At 68.4% G+C, this 21752-nt stretch carries 19 protein-coding genes and 2 pseudogenes; 7 read left to right on the forward strand and 14 right to left on the reverse strand.

The window, feature by feature from the left end:
* Nucleotides 1–1740: pseudogene (locus tag KUM49_RS09240) on the reverse strand (hypothetical protein); the annotation flags it as partial.
* 7 nt (nt 1741–1747) lie between these two features.
* On the reverse strand, nt 1748–1966 hold the full coding sequence (locus KUM49_RS09245) for a hypothetical protein (protein ID WP_217236256.1): 219 nt from the start codon (nt 1964–1966) through the stop codon (nt 1748–1750).
* 326 nt (nt 1967–2292) lie between these two features.
* Here KUM49_RS09245 and KUM49_RS09250 point away from each other — a divergent pair, with 326 nt between their 5' ends.
* Together KUM49_RS09250 and KUM49_RS09255 are read left to right on the forward strand one after the other, a co-directional pair.
* Complete coding sequence (locus tag KUM49_RS09250; RefSeq protein ID WP_217236257.1) at nt 2293–2715, forward strand: lamin tail domain-containing protein; 423 nt, start codon at nt 2293–2295, stop codon at nt 2713–2715.
* Between the two features lie 220 nt (nt 2716–2935).
* The gene (locus KUM49_RS09255; protein WP_217236258.1) at nt 2936–3859 is read left to right on the forward strand and encodes a Ku protein; all 924 of its coding nucleotides are present in this window, start codon (nt 2936–2938) and stop codon (nt 3857–3859) included.
* A gap of 36 nt (nt 3860–3895) precedes the next feature.
* Here KUM49_RS09255 and KUM49_RS09260 read toward each other — a convergent pair whose 3' ends face one another.
* The 6 genes and pseudogenes from KUM49_RS09260 to KUM49_RS48130 all read right to left on the reverse strand — a co-directional run.
* Complete coding sequence (locus KUM49_RS09260) at nt 3896–4105, reverse strand: DUF6207 family protein (RefSeq protein WP_217236259.1); 210 nt, start codon at nt 4103–4105, stop codon at nt 3896–3898.
* 187 nt (nt 4106–4292) lie between these two features.
* On the reverse strand, nt 4293–5753 hold the full coding sequence (locus KUM49_RS09265) for a helix-turn-helix transcriptional regulator (protein WP_217236260.1): 1461 nt from the start codon (nt 5751–5753) through the stop codon (nt 4293–4295).
* A gap of 185 nt (nt 5754–5938) precedes the next feature.
* Entirely contained in the window at nt 5939–6214 is a 276-nt protein-coding gene (locus KUM49_RS09270) for a hypothetical protein (RefSeq protein ID WP_217236261.1), read from the reverse strand.
* Nucleotides 6215–6658: 444 nt separating this feature from the next.
* Nucleotides 6659–7630, reverse strand: a complete 972-nt coding sequence (locus KUM49_RS09275; RefSeq protein ID WP_217236262.1) for an ATP-dependent DNA ligase — start codon at nt 7628–7630, stop codon at nt 6659–6661.
* 85 nt (nt 7631–7715) lie between these two features.
* Nucleotides 7716–7928: a hypothetical protein gene (locus KUM49_RS09280; protein WP_217236263.1), complete on the reverse strand. Its 213-nt coding sequence runs from the start codon at nt 7926–7928 to the stop codon at nt 7716–7718.
* Between the two features lie 208 nt (nt 7929–8136).
* Nucleotides 8137–8343: pseudogene (locus KUM49_RS48130) on the reverse strand (DUF6233 domain-containing protein); the annotation flags it as partial.
* A 185-nt stretch (nt 8344–8528) separates the two neighbouring features.
* Here KUM49_RS48130 and KUM49_RS09290 point away from each other — a divergent pair.
* The 3 genes from KUM49_RS09290 to KUM49_RS09300 all read left to right on the forward strand — a co-directional run bounded on the left by KUM49_RS09290 (nt 8529) and on the right by KUM49_RS09300 (nt 10311).
* Nucleotides 8529–9497: a hypothetical protein gene (locus KUM49_RS09290; protein ID WP_217236272.1), complete on the forward strand. Its 969-nt coding sequence runs from the start codon at nt 8529–8531 to the stop codon at nt 9495–9497.
* A 94-nt stretch (nt 9498–9591) separates the two neighbouring features.
* Complete coding sequence (locus tag KUM49_RS09295) at nt 9592–9756, forward strand: hypothetical protein (protein ID WP_374200140.1); 165 nt, start codon at nt 9592–9594, stop codon at nt 9754–9756.
* 351 nt (nt 9757–10107) lie between these two features.
* The gene (locus tag KUM49_RS09300) at nt 10108–10311 is read left to right on the forward strand and encodes a cold-shock protein (RefSeq protein ID WP_192366087.1); all 204 of its coding nucleotides are present in this window, start codon (nt 10108–10110) and stop codon (nt 10309–10311) included.
* A 157-nt stretch (nt 10312–10468) separates the two neighbouring features.
* On the opposite strand, the gene KUM49_RS09305 is transcribed toward KUM49_RS09300, so the two are convergent.
* From KUM49_RS09305 to KUM49_RS09330, 6 genes are all read right to left on the reverse strand, one after another.
* Nucleotides 10469–11176: a restriction endonuclease gene (locus KUM49_RS09305; protein WP_217236266.1), complete on the reverse strand. Its 708-nt coding sequence runs from the start codon at nt 11174–11176 to the stop codon at nt 10469–10471.
* Between the two features lie 532 nt (nt 11177–11708).
* A complete protein-coding gene (locus KUM49_RS09310; protein WP_217236267.1) occupies nt 11709–11963 on the reverse strand; it encodes a hypothetical protein in 255 nt (84 codons plus the stop codon).
* Nucleotides 11964–13157: 1194 nt separating this feature from the next.
* Nucleotides 13158–13388, reverse strand: coding sequence for a hypothetical protein (locus KUM49_RS09315; protein WP_217236268.1), 231 nt, complete (start codon nt 13386–13388; stop codon nt 13158–13160).
* 480 nt (nt 13389–13868) lie between these two features.
* Nucleotides 13869–14852, reverse strand: coding sequence for a replication-relaxation family protein (locus tag KUM49_RS09320; protein WP_308406579.1), 984 nt, complete (start codon nt 14850–14852; stop codon nt 13869–13871).
* Between the two features lie 750 nt (nt 14853–15602).
* Entirely contained in the window at nt 15603–17549 is a 1947-nt protein-coding gene (locus KUM49_RS09325) for an ATP-binding protein (RefSeq protein WP_217236269.1), read from the reverse strand.
* A 172-nt stretch (nt 17550–17721) separates the two neighbouring features.
* Nucleotides 17722–17919, reverse strand: coding sequence for a hypothetical protein (locus tag KUM49_RS09330; RefSeq protein WP_217236270.1), 198 nt, complete (start codon nt 17917–17919; stop codon nt 17722–17724).
* A 1063-nt stretch (nt 17920–18982) separates the two neighbouring features.
* On the opposite strand from KUM49_RS09330, the gene KUM49_RS09335 reads away from it, so the two are divergent.
* Nucleotides 18983–20854, forward strand: a complete 1872-nt coding sequence (locus KUM49_RS09335; RefSeq protein WP_254400986.1) for a SpoIIE family protein phosphatase — start codon at nt 18983–18985, stop codon at nt 20852–20854.
* A gap of 149 nt (nt 20855–21003) precedes the next feature.
* Nucleotides 21004–21522 (forward strand): hypothetical protein, encoded by a 519-nt coding sequence (locus KUM49_RS09340; RefSeq protein ID WP_217236271.1) that lies wholly within the window; start codon nt 21004–21006, stop codon nt 21520–21522.
* Nucleotides 21523–21752 lie beyond the last annotated feature (230 nt).

Below are 21752 nucleotides of genomic sequence, written 5' to 3' on the forward strand. Positions count from 1 at the left end.
GGACAGCGCCTCGTCCAGTCGACCTGCGTCCACCAGGTGCTTGGCCGCCGTTTCCAGAACAGGGGTGTGGCCTGCGGCGGCGGCGCGCTCGAACCAGGGCAACGCCTCGTCCAGTCGACCAGCACGCCCCAGGTGCTCGGCCGCCCTGTATAAAGCATGGGTGTCGCCTTTGGCGGCGCGCTTGAACCAGGACAGCGCCTCGTCCGGTCGACCTGCGTCCACCAGGTGCTTGGCCGCCGTTTCCAGAACAAGGGTGTGGCCTGCGGCGACGGCGCGCTCGAACCAAGGCAACGCCTCCTCCAGCCGACCTGCATTTACCAAATACTCGGCTGCTGATGCCAGAGCTTGGGTGTCCCCGGCCTCGGCGGCATGTTCGAACCAGAGCAACGCATCCTGCAGTCGACCAGCGCGCGTCAACCAGTTCGCTCCTAGTCCTAGGGATTCAGCCTTGTCGGCATCGGCTGCACTGGCGTACAGGGCAAAGGCGATTCGATGCAGGGAGCGGTTATGCGCTGCCGTGGCGAGGGCCAGACGGTCGGACGTCGGGGCATGGGTGATCAGGGCGTTCCAGAGCGCGGAGTGGGTGGGGGCGGTACGACGGTAACGGCGGCCATGCTGTTCCAGGTAGTCAGCCAGGCGGTAGTGGGGTTGGTCAGAAGCGGGTTGGCCGGGGCGTGGGCGGATGCGGGTTAGGAGTCCGTGTGCGCCGCGTACTGGGTGCGCGTTGTATGCGAGTGCCTGTTCGAGCCAGTCCTCGGACAGATGGTCCCATTGGGCGTCGTCGAGGTATCCCGGGGCTGCGGCCGCGAGGAGTGCCAGAGGGAGGGCGGGGCCGTGGCCGAGTCGGCGAGCGTCCATAGCTGCCTCAACCAGTGCACGTGCGCCGTCCGGTGCGGCGCGGTGACGTTCCAACAGGGCCGGTGCGCCGGCAAGGTACTGGGTAATGGCACCCTTCTCGGCATGGTTGGCAGCGTAGGCCAGACGTGGGTCCTCGTCCGTGCGGCCTGCCAGGGCATGCAGGTCGACGTTACTGAAGTTCGGCGGAACAGGTAGATCGCGGCCTGCCAGCAGTGCACGGGCCTGAGCGCAGGGGTCGTCGCGGGCTCCGGGCTCAGGGAGAGCGGTGAGCGTGCTCCAGTATTCGGGCCACAGGGTGCCCAGGACCAACACGGGCTTGCGGTCGGGGTCGGCAAGCAGGGTGCGCAGTTTCGCCGCGACCCGCTCGCCGAGGTCGGACGTAGTCAGCAGGTAGTTCTGGGACTCATTGAGCCAGACCACCGTATAGGGAGCGAGCTGCTCAATGCCGGCAAGAGCGGCTTCGGCATGGGTGGGATCGTACGGGTGCCAGAGGCGCCACCCGGTGGGCAGTTGGCGCACCGCTTCCCAGCACGCACGTGTCTTACCGGTGGATGATCCGCCTGTCAGCATCACAAGCTGGCTCTCCCCGCGTTTGGCGTTCTCGACGATGACGCGCAGCCTCGCGTCGTGATCCCGCTTGACGTAGACCGGGAGGGCCGGAAGCCTGGGAAGGGCAGTGAGCAGGTCGGCGCTGATGGCGCGGTGGACCTCCAACTCGAACGGATCAGTCACTTCGTGCAGCGGTCTGCCTGGTGGCGGGGCTGCCAGCCGGGCCTCGACCCAGAGGTCGGCGATGCGAGAAGCCGTGTGGTTGCTGTCCCAGCTGGCCCAGCGCGCCAAGACAACGGCGACGGCAACCGCGTCTGCTTGCTCAGCTGGCACGGTCGGGTCACTGATGCACCGCCGGACTGTGTCGCGCCCCGGCGGCCCCAAGCAGGGTCTCGTCCTTTTCGATGGCCGCGGCAATCTGATTCAGGGTCGGCTCACCTGCCGCCGTGTATGCCTCGAAGAGCAGATCCTTCAGCTGTCGCAGCGGACCTGCTCCGACCACAGCTCGCTTCAGCTTCTTCGGGCGCCTGCCCGGACGGCCCACCGTGTCGCCGCTCATCGCACCATCATGACCGGAGGTTGTCCGGCATACGGGGTGAACAGCCTTTATCCCATGACTTGTTGCCTGCTTGTCGCAACTTGGAGCGGATCTTGCAGATGCCCCGATGGTGGATTCCAAGCCGGCCGGCTATCCACCGTCCACCCCACGCATCCGTGGAGGTCTCATGTCCAAGGAGCGCCTGACGCGCCCTGAGCGACTGGCTCTGGCCCGCGCCGTGCTTAGCGGCGCCGTCTCCGGCATCGTCCGAGCCGTCACCAGCTGGCTCCTGCAACAACTGTCGTCATAACTGGACCGGCAATCACGCTGGCCCCGGTGAATCTCCAGTGCGTCTATGGGGTTTATCGGTCTCGGCCCTGCCCACGTACCGCAGGAACGCGGTACGTGGCCGGGACAACCGCTCCAACCGTTCCCTGAACAAGGAGTGGGTGGAGGTCACCAACACCACCCGCCACAGCGTCAACCTGGACGGGTGGACGCTGTCGGACGAGGACGGCCGCACCTACACCTTCGACCACTACCGCCTGGACGGCCGTGCCACGGTGCGCATCCACACCGGCCAGGGCCGTGACACGCGCACGGATCTGTTCCAGGACCGCCGCCACTACGTGTGGGACAACTACTCCGACACCGCCACCCTGCGCAACGACCGCGGCCGCTTCATCGACGACGCCTCCTGGGGCAACGACCGCCACCACAGCGACCGCGGCGGCCGCCACCACGGCGACCGCAGCGGCCGCCACCACTGACCCGCAAGCAAGCATGAGGCAGAGCTGAACAAGCCACCAGCACGCTTACGTGAAGCGAGGCGCGCCCGAGCCTTCAAGGCCTCGGGCGCGCCGACGCAACCGCCGGTGCACTCGCTTTCCCCAGCTCCAGCACTTTGCCAAGTGCGTCGACGTGCGGGTGCCGGGCGGTGGTGATCCTCCTAGGCTGGAGTGAGGCTCGGGGCTACTGCGGAGGTTTGCCATGCCCCGATCCATTTGGTCCGGCGCCATCAGCTTCGGCCTGGTCACGGTGCCGGTCCACGTGCAGTCGGCCACTGAGGACCACTCGATCCGCTTCCACCAGTACCACCTGGAGGACATGGGCCGGGTCCGTACCCGCAAGGTGTGCGAGCTGGAGGACCGGGAGGTTGCCCAGTCGGAGATCGGCAAGGGATACGAACTGACCAGGACCCAGGTCATCCCGATCTCGGACGCGGAGCTGCGGGAGCTGCCGCTGCCGACCGCGAAGGCCATCGAGATCGAGGCGTTCGTGCCGCTCGACAGTATCGATCCCATTCAGATCGGTGAGGGCTACTACCTCGCGCCGGACGGGCAGGTCGCGGCGAAGCCCTACAAGTTGCTGGTGCAGGCGCTGGGCCGGTCGGCGAAGGTGGCCGTGGCGAAGTACGCGTGGTCGGGCCGGGAGAGGCTGGGGCTGCTGCGGGTGCGGGACGACGTGATCGTGCTGCACGCGATGCGCTGGCCGGACGAGATCCGTGACCCTGCCGAGCTGCTGCCGCCGCCGACGGAGGTCTCGGAGGAGGAGATTCAGGGTGCGCTCTCACTGATGGAGTCGATGAGCCGCGAGGACCTGGAGGGGCCGGATTTCGAGGATGCCTATACCGACGCCATGGCGAAGATCATCGAGGCGAAGCGGGAGGACCGTGAGCTCCCCGAGGTGCCGGAGCCCGAGAAGCCGGGCAAGGTCCTCGATCTGATGGCCGCGCTGACGGAGTCCGTGCAGCAGGCCAAGGCCTCCCGCGGTGAGGACGCCGACGTGCACGAGCTGCCGGCGAAGAAGGCCGCGGCCAAGAAGACGACCGCGAAGAAGCAGCCGGCCAAGAAGACCGCCGGGAAGCAGGCGACGGCTAAGAAGACGTCGGGACGGCGGCCGCGCAGCGCCTGACGGGGTCTGTTACGCGGAGGGCTGACATCCGTCGGTCTACGCGCCGGGCTCTTGGCGCACGTCCAGGTAGCAGCGCAGCCGGACGCCGGGCTGCCCCGGATCCCGGGTCGTCCGGTCAGCCGTCGCGGTCGCCCACTGCGCGGCGAGCAGCTCCTGGACGGCGAAGGCGGTCTGGTCGTCGCACGCCGCGATCTCCACCACGGCCAGCCCTGGCTGTCCCACATGCGCCTCGTTGATCGGCCCCATGCACGGGACTACGCGCGGACGCCCGCAAAGGTTCTCCGGTCCCGCCGGCTTCACCCGACCGAGTGGGTCCCTGTCCGTGTGCACCGGGGCCGCTCGCGAGGATGCTGCGCGCCGAATTCTTGGGGCTGGATGGGGCATCGGTGCGCGAGTCCTGACCGGGTACGGGTCCTGCCTGGTGCGCCCGCTGTCACGGCCTGGCTTGTAAAGGAGTGAGGGCTACGGGTGCCGGGGTGTGGTGGCGCAGTGCCTCGGTGATGGCGGTGAGTGGCCGGGGGCGTGTGCGTTCTGCCGGCTGGGCGGGTGTGCTGTGCTGTTTGGCGTGTTTGTGCAGGAGCCGGGCGCGGCCGTCTTCGACGGTCCGGTCCTCGGTGAGGACCTTGCTGAAGGTCGTCATGACGGCGTCCGCGCCGACGGGATGGGGTTCGTGGTGTGGCGATGACTGCAGAAACGCTGATCCGTGGGTGGCTTCGCGCTGGGCGTTGTCCAGGAGCTGGGTGAAGTGGTCGACGTCGCCGCCGAGGACGCGGACGAAGGTCGCAAGGACGTCTTGGTGGGGCAGGACGGTGGTTTCCAGGATGGAGGCGACGGCGGCGGCGCTGAGGAGCCAGCGGCTGGCGACGGCGATGTCGCTGGGTGCGGGGCGTCCGGCGCGCAGGTGCAGGGTGTGCACGGCGGTGCGGAGTTGTTCGGTGGCGGGCATGGGCGGGTCGTCGGGGTCGGGGGTCTCCGGCTCGCGGGTCTTCTGGCTGAGTTTCTCGGATTCCCATACGGTGCGCAGGACTTCGGGGTCGGCGCCGCAGGCGTGGGCGAACCTCCGTGTCAGCTCCCAGGTGGGTACGCGTTCGCCGGACAGGATCCGTGAGAGGTAGGAGGCGGAGCAGCCGATGCGGGAGCTGACTTCCTTGTTGGTGAGCTGGGCGGAGCGGATCAGCATGGACAGGATGGGGGAGAGGCGGTTGTAGGCCGCTCCGGAGGATTCGACGGGGGCGGACTGGTCGGGGACCTCGCCCCGTTCGGTGCCCGCATCGCAGGGGTCTGCTGCGGTGTCGCTGTCGGCTGGGGTGTCCGGGGGGTCGGTGCTGCGTGGGCCGGCGCTGCTGTAGAGGGCGGCGAGCGCGGTGAGCGTGGCTTCGGAGCGGTTGAAGCGGGTGAGGCGGCGCAGGATGTAGCGCTCGGTGTAGCGGTGGCGGGCGGTGTCCTCGCTGATGCGCAGGATGGAGCTGACGGTGGCCCAGGTGACGCGCCGGTAGCGGGCGCGTCCGACGATTCCCGCGGTGAGGCCGTCGAGTTGTTCCTGTAACTGGGCGATTCGCTGCAGGGGTTCCTCTCCGTCGGCGGACGGCAGCAGCCGGGCGAGGTCGCGGGCGCCGTCTTGTATGTCCTTGGCGATTTCGGCGCAGAGATCGTCGCCGGCCGACGGTCCGTGAGCGGCCATGCGAAGGGGCGGGCTGTGACGGGGCGCGGGCCGCAGCGGCTCCGTCGTGGTGGCCGGTGCGGGGGGCGGGGCGTCCGGCGGGGCTGCGTTGCCCTCGTGCAGGCGGCGCCGGTGGGCGGCCTGGCGGCAGGCGTCTGCGCAGTACTTCCGGGGCCGGCCCTTGCCCGGTCCTGCGGTGAGCGCCGAGCCGCAGTACTCACATGTGTCACTCATGGTTCGTCCATCCCGTAACGAAAAGGGTTCAGAGGTGGCTGCACGCTGTTGATACAGCCGAATTTCCCTGGGTTTCGTCACACGCCGTCTTGTGGTGCGGCCCGGTCCCGGTGGCGGCGGGACCGGGCCGCTTCGGGCGGGCGGTGGGAGACCGGTGTGCGGGGTCTGCCACCGCCCAAGGCGGGTCAGTGCCGGTGACGGCGGTGATGCAAGGCCCGGAATGCGGCGCCGGACATCAGACCGCCGAGGGCGTAGACGGCTTCCTGGGAGACCGTTACGTGGATGGGCGGCTCGAAAATGAGCACGTAGCCGATGAACAGGACGCCGATGAACGCGGCTGCCGCGCGCTTGCCAAATCGGTTCACGTAACGAAAGTTTTCGTTACGGCCATTACGCTTGTCACGAGCGAACCGGCCGGAAGGCTGTTTAGCGCGGCGGCGCCGGGGGGTAGATCGCCCCATGGGGCACTCCTTTGTGTTGCCGAAAGCGTGCGGGACTTCGGACGAGGTTTGGTAGACGCAGTACGAAGTCCCGCACGCACCTGAGGGTGAAGCTACCGACACACAGTGCGATAAGCTAATCACCCATATGCCTCACCAGTGGCTATATCTCGGGTCGCCCCAGGACGGCTGACTTTCGTTGCGGTCACAACAGAAATGTCCCCAGCTTCCGTAGCACCGCGTGTCAGCCACGGCTTGTTTCTATCGACGAGCCTTTTCTGTCAATTCCGGTCACGTGACCGTGAGAATTGATCGCTCTGACCGTTCACGCGGCTGCAAACGGAGCACATGCGGTCGGGAAAAGTGGCGATCCGGTCAGCTCACCGGCGTAACACAAGCCGCAGCGTGCAATTGCGAGACAACTTGCAATTGCATGCCACGTGCGGTGTCCTGCCCCCGGCAGCCCTACAGCGCCGCGAAGAGGGAGACGTCGGCGGGGGAGAGGTCGGTGCGGATGCGCACCAGCCGGACGGGGTGGCGCCAGCGGCCGGCGCCGTCGCGGGCGACATCCACGCCGACTTCGGCCACCAGATCGGGCTGCACGAGGATCACCTCCAGCACCTCGCGGCTGCCCCATCCGACGGAGAAGGCCCAGCCGCGCCACGGGTGCGACCCTCGAGGCGGCGTGAGCCGTTCCCCGACGGTCCGTCCGACGGCGGCGGCGAGTGTGACGGTGCGGCCGGCGTACCGAAGGCGCCCGTCGGCGTCATACCTGCCGAGCAGCAGGGAACGCGGTGCTGCCAGGGTGCCGGTGACCGCCCCGACGATCGCCTCGTCCGTGTGGCGCGCCTTGTACTTCAACCAGCCCCTCACCGAGGGCCGATAGACGTCATCGAGCCGCTTGAAGACCACGCCTTCCATGCCGACGGCCGTCCAGGTCAGCCATTGCTCCACGGTGGCTGGGTCGGTGGTCGACGGGCTCAATGCCCACGGGGCGGTGAGCCGGCGGGCGGTGAACACGGACTCGAGAGCGGCGCGGCGGCGCCGGTAGGGCCATCCCGTGGTGTCCGAACCGGACAGGCGCAGCACGTCGAAGGCGACGAAATGCACCGGCCACTCGGCCGCGGCCCGCACCGCGCCGGCGCCGCGGTGCTGCAGGCGCCCCTGCAGCCGTTCGAAAGCGAGGCGGCCTTCCTCCCACACGACCAGTTCACCGTCCAGCGCGGTCGCATCCGGCAACTGCACGACGCCGGCCACGACCTCCGGGAACGCCTGCACCATCTCGGTGCCACGCCGCGAGCGCAACACCACCCGTCCCGCATCGACCAAGAGCAGGGCCCGGTATCCGTCCCACTTCGGCTCCGCCGCCCACCCCGGCCTCAGCTCCGTGCGGGGCGTAGGGGAGGTGAGCATCGGTTCCGGCAGCGTCCACGTCACGCGCCATGCCTTCCCCGCCAGGGGTCCGCCGTCCGGGTGCTGCACCGGTCCTGCCCGTGCCGCGCGTCTGTGCCGGGCGTCGCGGTCAGCCCTGCGGGCGGGTGCTGGTGTAGCGGACGGTCCTGCCCCAGTTCTCCTGGACGGGGGTCATGCACCACTGGCACAGGGGGCTGCCGCCGCTGCCGTATTTGTGGGTGGGGCGCTGGCATCCGGAGCAGGGGCCGACCAGGCTGCCGGGGCAGGCGAAGGTGGAGGGGTCCGGTTCCGTGATCGGGGGAGGAGTGGGAGTGGTGGTCATGAGGTGGTCCTGTTCTGGGTGACCGGTGGGGGTCACTGCGGCTGCAGTTTACGACCAGCTGGCACTGACGTTCGATCGACGCCCCGGGGGGCGGCGCAGTCATCCAGGCCGCCGCCGGTCGGGGCAGCGGGGTGGCTAAGTCGAGGATGTGGAGTTGGGTGTCGGGCTGGCAGTGGGTGCAGGCGCGGAGTCCGGCGGTGAGCAGGCGGCGGGCTTCGTCGCGGTCGACGGGGCGCAGGCGGGTGCCTTTCATGTGGCAGTCGCCGGTGTGGATCTGGACCGGCGGGTGTCCGACGCCGATGTCGAGTTGGACGACCCAGTTCGGTGGCCGGGGACGGCTGCGCCGGCCGTGTTCCTGTTCGGCCTGCCGCTTCCGTACGGCTGCGATCTTCGCGTCGATGCGCTGCAGCCACATGGCGTGCCACACCCGCAGGGCGTGGAGACGTTCCAGGTCGGGCGGCAGGTCATCGAACGTATTTTTGATTCTATGCTCATGATCCACGCCTCACACCTCGCGTGTTCGATTTCTTGTTCGATAGCGTGGGGTGTCAGGAGGTGAGTGTCGTGACGGACGGGACAGCGGCGGGTGGGAGCACGGTGATGCATGTGCGCTGCCCGGACCGGCTGCCGGAGGAGCTCTACCGGCAGGTCCTGGAGCTGCTGGCGGAGCTGTCCCCGGTGGTGCAGGCCCTGCCGCCCACCGCTGCCCTGGTGGAGCTGAAGGGCGCGCTGCGCTATCACGGCACCGATGCCCGCCGCCTGGGCGAGGTGCTGCGGGTACGCACCCTGTCCCGGCTGGGTGTCGATGTCCGGGTCGGCATCGGCCCGTCGATCACCATTGCGGCGACCGCCTCCGGCCAGATCGACGCGCCCGGCGGCGTCCTCGCCGTCGCCCCCGACCAGGTTGCCGACTGGCTGGGGCCGCTGCCGGTCGAGGCGCTGCACGGGATCGGCCCCCGGCAGGCGGCAGTACTGCGCGACTACGGCATCCACTGCGTCGGCCTGCTCGCCGCCCTCCCGGCCGAGACGGTGCAGCGCCTGCTCGGGGGCCGCGCCGGCCGCCAAGCCGCCGACCGGGCCCGCGGCATCGACCCGCGCCCCGTCATCCCCCGCACGCTGCCCGCCGCCGCGACCGTCCGCCGCGCCTTTGACCGGCATGTCCTGGACGGCGCCGACGCCCGCGCCGCCCTGCTCGACCTCGTGGTCCGCCTCGGTCTCCTGCTGCGCCGCCGCGGCCAGGTGGCCCGCGCGCTGACACTGACATTAAAGTTCGCCGGCGGAACCTCGTGGGAGAAGACCCGCCGCCTTCCCGAGCCGTCCGCGCACGACGACGATCTGCGCGCCCTCGCCTACCAGTTGATGGATGCCGCCGGTCTGCAGCGCGGCCGCCTGACCGCCCTCGCCCTGAGGGGCGACGACCTGGTCGACGCCGACCAGGCCGCGGAGCAGATCAGCCTCGACGGCGCCCGCGAGGCCCGGCTGGTGGCCGAGGCGGCCATCGACCGCGTCCGCGACAAGTTCGGCCCCGGCGTCATCGGCCCGGCAACCGTCTTCCGGCGCGCGTCATGACCCAACCCTCTCGTGCTCTTCCTGTGGTGTGGAGGTGAGGCGCGCGCCGATCGTCATACACCCGCTCTCCCGCACGACTGGCCGGAGAGTCACCGTGCACGCCCAGGGCCGGGACGCGATCCTCGGAACCGCCTACAGCGATCACGATCTGGTGGTGTTCCTCGAGGGCGCGGGCATCCAGGATCCCGACAGCATCCTGGACGACGACCGGTGGATCGAGTGGCGCGGCGGCCGCCCGCACCAGTGGAGCGCCGCCTGACTGCCTGTTTCAACCCTGAGGGGCGCATTGGCACGCCCCCACGCTCTGCCCCGCCGGCCGGCGCCGCGCGAGAGGCGCGGGCGCGTAGTGGTAGAGGCAGGCGTGGGTGGTGACCTTGGCGGCCAGGCGTTCGTGCTCGGCATGGAAGGCCGGCGCTGAACGCGTGTCTCACTGGTTTTGCGCGCCGGGCGGGGCCGCCGCGCCGGGGCCGCGGACGGCAAGGGCTGTGTCGCCAGTCGGGTGAGGGCTGTGTTCCGGGGTAGAACGGCTGTCGGCTCCTCCGATTGCAGAGAGCCGGAGCATGCCCCGGTGAAGGGGCTGTTCCCAAGCATGAACGAAGGATCGACCAGTATGGCCAGCGGCACCGTGAAGTGGTTCAACGCCGAAAAGGGCTTCGGCTTCATCGAGCAGGACGGCGGAGGCCCGGACGTCTTCGCGCATTACTCCGAGATCAAGGGCAGCGGATACCGCGAGCTGAACGAGGGCGAGCACGTCACCTTCGACATCGGCCAGGGACAGAAGGGCCCGCAAGCCCAGAACATCATCCGCAGCTGACCGGGCGCAGGGATGCAGAGCAAGGCGGCTGTCCTGTCCAGCAGCCGCCTCGCTCATCCACCCATTGATCTTGGAGCCGAGCTGTGCCCGCCGCTGCTCGAACGCGAGCCGCGTGAGTGTCGTCAACGGGGCGCTCGCCCAAGCGATTCAACACACGTCAATTCAAGGCGGTTGGCCGTCGGGGAGGCGGGACTGCCCGCAGGAGCTCCCACAGCGGGCGTGAGCCCGATGCCCACACCGCCAGCGTCTGGCGGTCCACCACGTGCAGCTGCTGCTGCCTGGCGAACGCGACGGCCGGCGCGGTCACCCGCCCGTTCGTCACGATGACGGCGACGTCCGCCCCGTGGACTTGCCTGGCTGTGCCGTTGAGAACTTGCAGATCCGGGGTGCCCACCGCAGAGCCGCGGGCGCCGTTGCGGCGGTGTTTGCACTGGATCACCCAGTGCCGTCCGAACGGGTCGGTTGCTTTTACGTCGGCGCCCAGGTCGCCGCGTCCGCCGACGCGCTGAGCGTCCTGGCAGCCGTCCCGGCGCATCAGGTCGCGTATCGCGTCCTCGAACCGGGCGTGGTGCAGGGCGTCCAGCTGCTGCAGCCCGTAGCGCAGGGCCTGCGTGCGAACGGCCTCCCACCGGGCCTGCTGCTGCCGGCTGTGGACCCAGCCGATGCCCGCCAGCACCGCGAGCACCCCCGCGATGACGAGCAGCCACCAGTGCGCCAGCAGCCAGTTCACCACCGCCACAATCAGACTGAACAGCACGACCGCCCCGACCGCCAGGCCGGTCAGCTGCGCCTGTGCCTGCTGCTGCCGCCTGCTCCGCCGGCCAGAGCGCCGCCGCGACGGCCGCGTCGAGCGTCGCCGCGTCACCGGGCACCCACCTCACGCACCCACGGAATCGGGTACGACACCGTGGGCTGCGGTCGCGGCGCCTTCATGGCCGGCGCATCGAACGTGATCGGATACTGCACCGTCGACTGCGGCCGCGGGCTGTTCCCGCTCCCGGACGCCACGCCACTGTTGCCGAGCACGACGGCCGCTAAAGCGACCCCGGCTAAGATTCCCATCTCCCGGCGCGCGCCTGGAGCCCACCGAAAATAGCTGCGTACCGGCGTGCCGTCCGCGCGCACGTAGCCTCGGACAATGGGCATCGGATGCCTCCCCCTTGACGATGTGATCCCCGCACAACCGTCCATCGTTGCAGCAGGCACTGACAACGGGTCAGCACATCACCGCTCAGTGTGATCACGCCAGGTGGGAACAGGCCAGGTCGCAGCAGACGCGGGGGCGCTGCCCCTACTGTGACCTGCTGTGGTCGGGCTCATGGTCGGGGTCTGGGGGTGACCATGGTGGGCTCGTGGCCGGGCCTGAGCGCGTGTCATCGCTGAAGCGGTGCGGGGCCTCATGGGTGCCGGGACTGGCTCCAGGCGACTGTCCGGTCCAGGTCGTGGACGGGGTGCCATACGAGTGCGGCGGGGCCGTCCCGGAGCAGGTCGACCAGCGGTGCGGCGAGGACGGTGACGTCGCACAGGAAGCCGGACGACGCCATGTCACGGGCGGCCGCGTGCAGGGCCCTGATGCGAGTGTCGATCCCGGCCGGGCCGGTGCCTCCAGGACGAACAGCACCCGAGGGAAGAGCTGGTAGCGCCGTCGCCACTCCTCCTGCGGCGGCTCCTGGCCAAGGGCCGGCCGGCGCCGGGCGAGAGGCGCGGGCGTGAGAGGCGGGCGTAGGTGGTGATCTTGGCGGCCAGGCGTTCGGGGCCCATGGTGGCCGGTTGACTTCCACTGGCGGCTGCGTGAATCTCAGGATATTGCCGTACGGGTCGATGATCTGCAGTGTCGGCCCTCTGGGACACGATGTGCCCGGTGCCCTGAACGCGCTGGTTTCCGTACTAGCTGGTGGCGCGTCCAGGGACAGGAGGTCACCGTTTTATGGGTGCCACCGGTGCGTCACGGAGCGTGCTGGTCATCATTGGACGCCGCGTCACGCCAGGCCCTACGGACCCGTTGCCATGACCGGAGGACATCAGGCAGCTGCTCCAGGATGCCTCGGACAGCGAACAGGAGAACAGAGACGACACCTGCGCCTGCAAGGAGCGTGAGTACCGCTGAGTCGCTCACCGGTTTCCGACCTTTCTTCATGGTGGTCGAACCGGTGGGAAGGCAGGCTCAGTTCGACCACGCTGTGCGTGGGTAGAACTGACTTCCTGCCGACACCAAGAACTCAGACCCGGGATTAGCCCCCGGGGGCTTCTTGCAGGGTGGTGCATGCAGGCCCAGATGCCTGCGTGGTGAATCCACTCCCCGGCCGCCCGTGTCGGAGGCGGGACCGGTTCTGTGGAAACCTGCCTGGCACCCCAGCACAAAGCCGGGCCGCCCAGGGCGCGGACAGACCGGGCACTGGGCTCGGCCTGAGATTGCCCCGAAGCTAGCACAACTGCCGTGTGCGCAACCTGACTTCGCGCCCCGATTTGACAGCAACGGGTTGCTTCCGTCTTGCTGTGGGCACAAGCGCCCCGGTCTCGTAAAGCGGCGGACCTCCTCGGTGATCAGGAGCCGCAGGACTCGGCGGGGTTCCAGCGTTGCGCGCGGGCGGTGGCCAGCACGTCGGGGGCGGCTTTGCGTATGTAGGGCAGGCGCACGCGGCGCATCAGCCTGTCGAGTTCCTCGGGCAGAAGGCCCCTCCGCCGCCTGGATCCGCCTGGTCATCACCGACTTCCCCGAGCTCATCCACAGCGACGCGACCTCCCCCGACTTCGACAGATCACCCGCGGCCAGGGCACCGCGCCCCGTGCCACGCAGAAATGCCAGTAGCCGGAAACCGCCCTGACGCCCGGCCATCCCCCAGCGCTTACGCCGCGGTGCCCCGCCCCTGGCCGGCCTCGCCCGGGTCTCCCATCGGCCGGGTCAACCCATCGTCTTCCTTGACCCGCCGGCCGGGCTCCGTCTCGTCCAGCTCCCAGTAGTGCCGGCACTCGTCGCACCGGTACTCGGGAACCTGTACGCCGATCAGCACAGCTCCCTCCGGGCAGGCATTGCCGTCACCGCGCCCCAAACACTCCAGCTCCCCGGTATCCCCCATGCGTTCGACCGTGCGCCGATTCCGCGGAAGCCGGGGAGGGCGCCGGCGGGGGCGCACGGGCGCTCAACCCTGGTGCAACGCCCCACCATCCCCCAGCAGCCCCACACGCGGCCCGCCGACTGCGATCACTACGCCGTCGTTGTGCACAATCGGGCTGCCTGCCGCATTGCGCAGAAAGACAGGGCGGGGGACAGCGGCGTTGCGCAACCTGCGCCATCCGGTTGCGCACACCCTTCGCGGGACCGGATGGCGCCCTGTCCACCCCAACCCGTGCACCGGCTGCGCAGCCGGTGCACGGCACTGCGCAGCGGATGCGCAACGCTGTGACCTGCATGGTTGGGCTCATGGTCGGGGGTGGTGGGGGACGTGGTCCGGCCTATGGTCGGGCCTTTGGTCGGGATGCGCGCCACTGGTGCCACCGTTCTGCGCCATGGCCCGTGAGGGGTGGTGGCGCATGGGATGACCGCAGCTTGCGCAGAGCTATGGCCTGCTGTGGTTGCTCCAGGAGTGCGGTCGCGCGGGACGTTGCCGTGGGCTTTGCGCAGGCGGGTGCGCAGTGGTGACGGGGACCGGGGACTCCATCCAGCTGACTCTCTGGTCGGGGTCCTGTACGGGTCGCCATACGGGCGCTGACGGCCCGTTGTGGAGCAGGTCGACCAACGGGGCCGCGAGGACGGGGACGGTGTGCCGGAAGCCGGACGGCGCTAGATCCCGGGCGGCCGTGTGCAGGGCCCTGATGCGGGTCTCGGTCCCGGCCGGGCCGGTGCCGTCCAGGACGAACAGCACCCTGGGGAAGAGTGGGTAGTGCCGCCGCCATTCCTCCTGCGGCTGCTCCTGGCCGAGGGCCTGCCGGCGCCGCCCGGGTGGAGCCGCAGGGACGTAGTCGTGGAGGCGGGCGTAAGCGGTGACCTTGGCGGCGAGGCGTTCGGGACCCATGGTGGCCCTGTCGACTTCCACGAACGCCCGCAGCATCGACCAGCCGTCACCGCTGCCGCTGCGGTAGTACAGGAGCGCGTCGGGGATGACCGCCTCACCGCCTCCGAGGGGGTGGTAGACCTCGCAGATCCAGTCCAGCGGCCGGCACAACTCGCCGCGGCGGCGCGCGTCCTGGAGGAATGCGAGCGCGGTCTCGGTCACCGTCAGCTGGTGCCCGGCCCGCAGTCGCACGGCGGTCGGGTCGGATGCCGTCTTCGGCGGCCGCCGCTCCCGCAGCTCCGGCCACTCGCAGGCGACCTGCACGCCGTACGGGGTGGGGAACCAGACTCGGGTCCGTCCGGCTCGCGGCAGGGTGATCCGGTCGACCAGACCCTCACTGCGCAGTTTCGCCAGCCGGCGCCTCGTCTGCTCGATCCGCACCCCCGGCGCGATCACCAGGTGCATCTGTTCAGTGGTGGCCATCCGGTACTGCACCAGCACCGCCAGGGCCAGCCGGTCTCCGCCACCCGCGTCCATATCGGTCGTCACGGCCGCTCCCGCCTCGTACGGTGCGGCGCCGCCTTGTCCGGCGCCGCGCGTACCACGAAGCGCAGCAGCCGCCCCCGACCAGAGGACCGACCACGAAGGCCCGACCACGGTCACGGTACGACAACACCGCCCCCGACCAGGCTCACAACCCCGCCGACATCCCCTCCGACAGCCGCCCGTTCGTTCTCGGGCCCGGTCCGCATACGCGCAGGTCACCACGCCATTCCGGCCGTGGTCGCCAGCCCGACATCCCCTCTACGCCACCCACGCCCGCCACGAACACCAGAAGGAAGGAAGGGAGGTGGGGCGGGAGCGTGGGCGGCGGGCGAGGGGATCGAGGCGCCCCTCTGCCCTCTCGCGCGCGACGGCGGGGCCGCGCGCGTCGCCCTGGTCCAGGCGCCACTCGATCGGCGCAGCATGGCGGCCGTAGGGCGGGGCACTGGCACGGTTGGCCCCAGAGCGTGTTCTTCCCGCTGCGCTGCGGGCTGCGCGGGGCGGGTGCCGCAGTCATCCCCGAGTCGGCTGCGGCACCACCCTGGCTGCCCTTCCGCGCCTGTATGACCCGTGAGGTGTGAGCGTGGACACGGGGGCCACCCGGCAGAACTGGGGTTGGGCCTACAGCCCTTGGGTGTTCTGTGCCAGTCGAGGCTGGCGCAGAACCACCTCACTTCACGCCGATCGACAGGAGCGCAGTTGCACGCAACCGCCCTGCGCCAGAGTCGGAGCCATCGAGAGGTGCCGACCGGGAAGTCAGGCGCTGTCGTCTGCGCGGGGAGCGAGAAGGGGTACGACGTCGGCGTCCGAGTGAACGCGTTGGGCGTACGCGATGCTATGTGTCTGGTCGGAGGCGTAGTCCAGCCGTTCCCGCTGTTTGCGTAGGCGCTCCTCGCAGGCGTCGATGATTGCGCCCCAGGTGATGATGCGGATGGTCACCCGGTCGTCGTTTTTCACGTAGCCGTTGGGGTGCTGCCACTGCACCACGTCGTGGATGGAGTTGCCGACCAGCCAGAACTCCCAACGAGTTTGATCATCGTGGCGATAGCGCTCGTCGGTGGTGACGGCGTAGGCGTAGCTGTTGATCTGTGCGACTTCTGCCTCGGACAGCACGGTGCGGGGTCGTTTGAGTTCGACGACCAGGTGCTGCTTCGTGCGGCCGGCACCGGACACGCAGGAGAGCAAGAGATCGAGTCGGCCGCTCGTTCCGTTCTGAAGCTGGATTTTTTGCTGGGGCACGGTCCTGCCATCCAGGCGTGGCAAGTGCCGGTTGAGCGCCTTCGTCAGCCCGATCTCGGACACGGCGTGGCCGTACTCGTCTCCGAAGATCCACAGCTCTTTTTCCAGCATGCGGTGCAGCTGGTCCTTCTCCCGCATCGTGTAGCGGGATTCGAACTCGAACAGCAGTGTGCGCAACGTGCTGAGGGCGTCGATCCGGTCGATCGTCTCAGCGTTCGCAGCGATCAGGTTCGCCATCGGGGTGCGATCAACGAGATCCTCCAGCCGCTCCTTCTGCGGCCCCGACAGCGCGAAGAGCTCATCGAGGACCTTCGCCATCGCGGTGGGCTGACGCCGCAGGGCTTCGCGCAGCAGCACCATCTGCGTACGGAGTGCTGACTTCGGTCCTTTCAGTTGGCGGCTGACGAGACTGGCCACCTCGTTGAACGTGTCCCGCTCAGCTACCTCTACCGGACCGCTTGGCTGTCCGCTGTAGGGATACACGCCCTCCTCGATCCACTGCTGAACCAGCTTCTTAGTTCGCTCCCGCTCCTGTTCGCGGAAGTAGGAGCGCAGCCGATTCCGCGCGGCCTTCACGGTGCTGCCGAGCAGGGAGTCCGGGTGCTCGAACTCTCCCTCAAGCGCGTCGTGGTCGGTGAGGTTCGCGAACTTGCTCCACAGCACGTAGGCAGTGAAGTCGAAGTCAGGTGCCTGGATCTGGGCAAGCAACGTCACACGGTGCACGCCGATGTCGTCGCAGATGAGCAGCTCCCGCCGCGGGGGCTTTGTCTTCCACTCAACGATGCGCAGGAGTGGTCCCGGACCTCCAGTGTCGATCCCGATGTCCAGCTCTTCCTCGAAGGGCTGCCCCTGTATCGCTTCGCTGGGATCTAGAGCGGTACCGCACCACCACACAGTCGCGGTGGGGTACTTGCTCAGATACATCGCCAGCCGACTGGTCAGCTCTTCCCGGGCTTGCTCGGCAGTGAGACGCAGCTTCCGCTGAGCTTCCCCGGTGACCCGCACGATGGTGCCGGGCTCTTGCGACGACCTTGGCGTGCGTTCGTTGACCTCGAACTCGCTGTCCCCGTCCTGGAAGCGAATGACGACCTCGGTCATGCCCCCAGGTCCCTCCGACACGGACGTCCAGGAGGCGTTTGAACCGAGAGCGAGGACGCGGAAGCGTCCGTAGCCATGGCGACCATGCAACTGCCGGCCGCTCTCGGTGCCCGGTGCGGTCCGCTTCCAGGATCCGCCCATTCCCTTGAAGGCGGATTCCACGGTCGCCGATGGAATGCCGTGCCCGTTGTCCCTGACGACCACCGCTTGGACACCGCCGAAGTCATCAAGTTCTAACTCGACATAGACCTCGGTGGCATCGGCGTCCAGGCTGTTCCAGACCAACTCCTCCACGGCTCCCAGCGGGTCCGTGCGACGGGCCACCTTCTCGATGAAGTCGGGGCGCACTTCCACAGGGATCCGCATACGTGAAGCATGCCACCCACTACAGCCAGTCATCTACCAGGCAACCTTGTCAAAGTGCGGCAAGTAGCATCGTATTGCCGAACCTTTCTCCCCGAAACGCCCATGCCTGCAGGCTGGCTGCCAGCCCCTCTCGACTACCGCACGCGGTCTGTCTGACCCCGTCAGCCAGGGCTCACCTGCCTACGGCCGCCAAGACGGCAAGGCACAAGGTGAGGGCTGCAGCGAAGGCGACAGCACTGCGGGAGAGGGCCGCCGGAATGGCAACTCCCTCCCAGCGGGCCAGGCCGAAGGCGATCACCGCGGCAACGATGGCGAACAACACGGCCACCGCCAGGACGAGAAGCAAGAACGCTGTGGAGCCGTAGTTCACGAGTGCACCGCCTTGATGATGTTGTGGCTGGGAGGGATTACGACGAACCCGAGTAAAACCCGCTGGTGAGCCGGTTGAATGTTCTCCGGCGACAACAGGGGGTTGTCCGGCGAACAACTGAGCGGGAGCGCGCGTGGGCGGCAAGGGGAAGCGACCGGGTCGGCCGTGGGCATTACCGCGAGGATCGTGTGCTGAGATCAATCAGTTGGTTGAGCTCGTGCGGTCCTGGCTGGATGAGGCCGCAGTATCGGTGAGGCAGCTCCACCAGCTACTCATGCCGGACCACTTCGTGGCCGGGGCCGTGCCCGAGCTGCGCCGGCTGCGCGACCTTTTGACCGGTGAGGCGCTCGCGTGGGACCTGGTCGAAGCCGTGGCTGACGTCTGCTTCCCCGACGAACCAGTTGACTGCACCAAGCAGCGTCTGCAGACGGCGCGAGAGTTATGGGACCAAGCCCAGGCCAGCCCGACACCGCTCGCGGAAAGTACACAGGAGCTGGCACTCACCCACGAATTGCTGGCGGCCAAGGACCGCACTATCGAGGTCTACCAGGAACTGCAGGTCGTCCGGCATGCCTACGAGGCCAGCGAGCGCAGCCGGAACCAGTCCCTGCAGATCGCCACGCTTCTGTTCGCCATGCTCGGCCAGTCTCAGGCGAAGGTGGTGGAACTGAAGCGGCGAGTCGATGCGCTGCAGACGCTGCCACCCAACGATCCCGAGGTGTACACAACCCTGGAGCTTCGCCTATCCCGCGCGCAGCGGCAGCAGACAGACCTGCGCCAGCAACTGGCTCGCGCCGAGCAGGAGCGGGACACCGCCCAGCAGGTCGCCGACCATGCGGCCCGCCGCATTCAGGGTCTGGAAGCCGAACTCGCTGTGCTGCATGAATGGATGGGAGACGACGAGCACGACATTTCCCAGCATCTGACCCCGCAGGTTCCTCAGTCCGGAATGCATGCGATCTCCGACGATGACGCGGCTCTCGACGACGTAGACCTTGCCCTGGAGAAGGCGCGTGCAGTGCTTGATGAGGAGCACGATGCCGTTCAGCAGGCCGCCCACGACATGGGCTACCGGACACCGTCGGCCTCTGCTTCTGATGACGCTCCTGCGACGAAAATCTTGCCTGGGCAGGTGCAGCGCGTACCCGAGTCACAGTTTCCTCGGGCAACGGAGGCAACGTCGGGGTTGTCCCGGACAACCCCGGACAACGGGCCGACCAGCTCTACGGGCCTTTCTCCTGTCACTGAAGCACCGCGATTGTCTGCTGATCGCTTGCGTTACCTAGGTGCGGCGACCCGGCGGATTGCCCGAAGCATGGACCTCGACGAGGTCATGCTGGGGTTGTGCCGGACCACCGTGCCGACGTTCGCTGACACAGTCCTCGTTTATCTGCGCGACCCGCTGCCGGTCGGCGACGAGCGGCCCACCGGGCCTCTGGTGCTGCGGTTGCGCCGTACCGAACCGGCCGAAAAGCCGGTGTTCGCTGAGGCGGTGTGTGAGGTGCGGCCTGGCGGCGCCCTCGCTGAAGTACTGCGCGGGGTACGGCCTGTCTTCGCGGACACCCCGGCGGCCCAGGCCGCTCTGCCCGAGCTGCTTGGTGGCAGCGGTGTCTCCTGTGTCCCCGACGGGCAGCGAGGGATCCTCGCGCCGCTGCGCGGGCAGCGCCGGGTGATCGGGGCTGCGTTGTTCCTGCGTCTGCCGGACCGGATGGCCTTCGAACCCGACGACCTGTTGGTGGCGGCGCAGCTCGCCACGCACAGCGCGCTCGGCGTCGACAGGACGGTGCTGTACGGGCGGGAGGCGTACATCGCCGACGAGTTGCAGCGCACGATGCTGCCGGAGACGCTGCCGCGGCTCACGGGTGTGCGGCTGGCGTCCCGCTATCTGCCGGCGGCCGAGACCGCGCGGGTGGGCGGCGACTGGTACGACGCGATCCCGCTGCCCGGCAGCCGGGTCGCCCTCGTCGTCGGGGATGTGATGGGCCACTCCATGACGTCGGCGGCACTCATGGGTCAGCTGCGCACCACCATGCAGACCCTGGCCGGGCTCGACATGCCGCCGCAGGAGGTGCTGCACCACCTCGACGAGCAGGCGCAGCGGCTAGGCACGGACCGCATGGCGACCTGCCAGTACGCCGTCTACGACCCGGTCTCGCACCGGATCACCATCGCCAACGCGGGCCATCCCCCGCCGGTCCTGCTGCACCTGGGCGGTCGTGCCGAGGTGCTGCGGGTGCAGCCGGGCGCGCCGATCGGTGTCGGTGGCGTCGACTTCGAGGCCGTCGAGCTGGACGCTCCGGCCGGAGCGACGCTGCTCCTGTACACGGACGGCCTGGTCGAGTCGCGTCTGCGGGACGTGTGGACCGGGATAGAGCAGCTGCGCAAGAAACTCGCGGCGACCGCGCAGCTCACGGGACCGGATCATCCGCCGCCGCTGGAAGCGCTGTGTGACGAGGTCCTGGACATGCTCGGCCCGGGTGACCGGGACGACGACATCGCCCTGCTCGCCGCCCGTTTCGACGGGATCGCGCCGAGTGACGTGGCGTACTGGTTGCTGGAGCCGGAGGACGCGGCACCGGGCCGGGCCCGGCGGCTGGTCCGGCGGGCGCTGGAGCGCTGGGGGCTGGAGGAGCTAAGCGACTCCGTCGAGCTGCTGGTCAGCGAAGTCGTGACCAATGCTGTGCGGTACGCGGCCCGGCCCGTCACTCTCCGGCTGCTGCGCACGGAGGTACTGCGCTGCGAGGTCGGGGACGATGTACCTCAGCTCCCGCGGGTCAGGCAGGCACGGCCAATTGAGGAGGCCGGGCGCGGGCTCTATGTAGTCAACCAGCTGTCTCGGCGGTGGGGCGCGACCCGCCTGAGCACCGGCAAGGTGGTCTGGTTCGAACTCAACATCAATCCGTCGAGCACTTTGAATAGATCTGTAGCTCGATAGACGGCACGGAAACCGTGCGGCCGCGCGAGGGGCAGCCCCCACAGTTTCCGGGGGCTGCCCCTCGTAGTAGCAGTATTCCGAGATCTGCACCCACGCCCGCAAGCAGGCCGCCATAATGAGCCGGACCGACCCAGAGACCAGGGAGTGGAATGAGCGGCGACCACTTGATCACTGATGACGAGACCCGCCAAATCGCGGAAGGCTTCCTGGAAGCCTCTCCCTGGCTTGGCGATGTGACATGGCAGCGCATCATCGTTGGGCCCGCCGCGTCACTGCTCGTCGAGCTGCGGGAGATGTCATCCGGCGAGGACGACGAACTTCCTGCCGGAAACAGGTGGTCCTGGAAGGTGAATTTCTCCGACCCGAGCGGAGAGAGGACTCATCTGACTCATGAGAAAGTCCTAAAAGGACTCAATGAAATCGTTTATGGCGACCACGAGGGCGCGAAAGGATGGGGATTCCTGAAAGTTCAGCAATGGTATGTGGAGCCTACTCAAGAGCGTCAGAGGCTGACTCTTTCGACCGGAGATAAATCCTCGATCTGCCAATACGGCCTATATGGGAAAACCGTATTTCCTACTGGGAAAGAATCATCGCTCGGGGGAGATAAGTTGGACTTCTTTAAAGAACAGCGCTCCGCCATCACGTCAGAGACGGACAGCGAATGAGTTGACACCAAGGTCGGGGTGGTGTGGTCTGGTTCCAGAGTTGATCCGGGCTCCAGTTTGAAGCATGGGTGTGGTCTGGTTTCGCCAAAGCTACATACAGCCTCACCTGATGCAGGGTCACCGCCGCAGCCACCCTCCCCTTCTCGCCGCCCGGGCCGCAGGCCCGTTGGCGGGCCCCGCGCAGCGGGGCCCGGCCTCCATGGCGCGCAGCGCCATGGAGGTGGCTGGAG

Source organism: Streptomyces sp. AC555_RSS877 (assembly GCF_019049245.1).
Lineage (GTDB): Bacteria > Actinomycetota > Actinomycetes > Streptomycetales > Streptomycetaceae > Streptomyces.